Annotated in this window: 1 protein-coding gene; it reads left to right on the top strand. The window is 66.9% G+C overall.

Going from position 1 to position 245, the window contains the following annotated elements; translation table 11 throughout:
• Positions 1-245 (top strand): YdcF family protein (locus tag IV01_RS26915; RefSeq protein ID WP_229636067.1); only part of this gene is annotated, 245 nt, incomplete at both ends.

Here is a 245-nt window from a genome sequence, read left to right as displayed (position 1 = left end):
TCTCGCGAGCTGCCGCGTCATCGTCAGCGGGGGCAACCCGCAGCGCCACGAGACCTCCGAGGCCGACAACTACCTGCCCTACCTGCTGCAAAGACAGGTGCCGCGCGCAGACATCGTTCTCGAGAACGATGTCTGCGCGCGGCACCTGTCTTTGCAGCAGGTAGGGCAGGTAGTTGTCGGCCTCGGAGGTCTCGTGGCGCTGCGGGTTGCCCCCGCTGACGATGACGCGGCAGCTCGCGCCACTT

Origin of the sequence: Pseudomonas syringae (assembly GCF_000737245.1) — a bacterium.
In the GTDB taxonomy this organism is placed as follows: Bacteria; Pseudomonadota; Gammaproteobacteria; order Pseudomonadales; family Pseudomonadaceae; genus Aquipseudomonas; species Aquipseudomonas syringae_J.
Note: the sequence above shows the minus strand (reverse complement) of the source record. Positions and strands in the feature narration are given on the sequence as shown.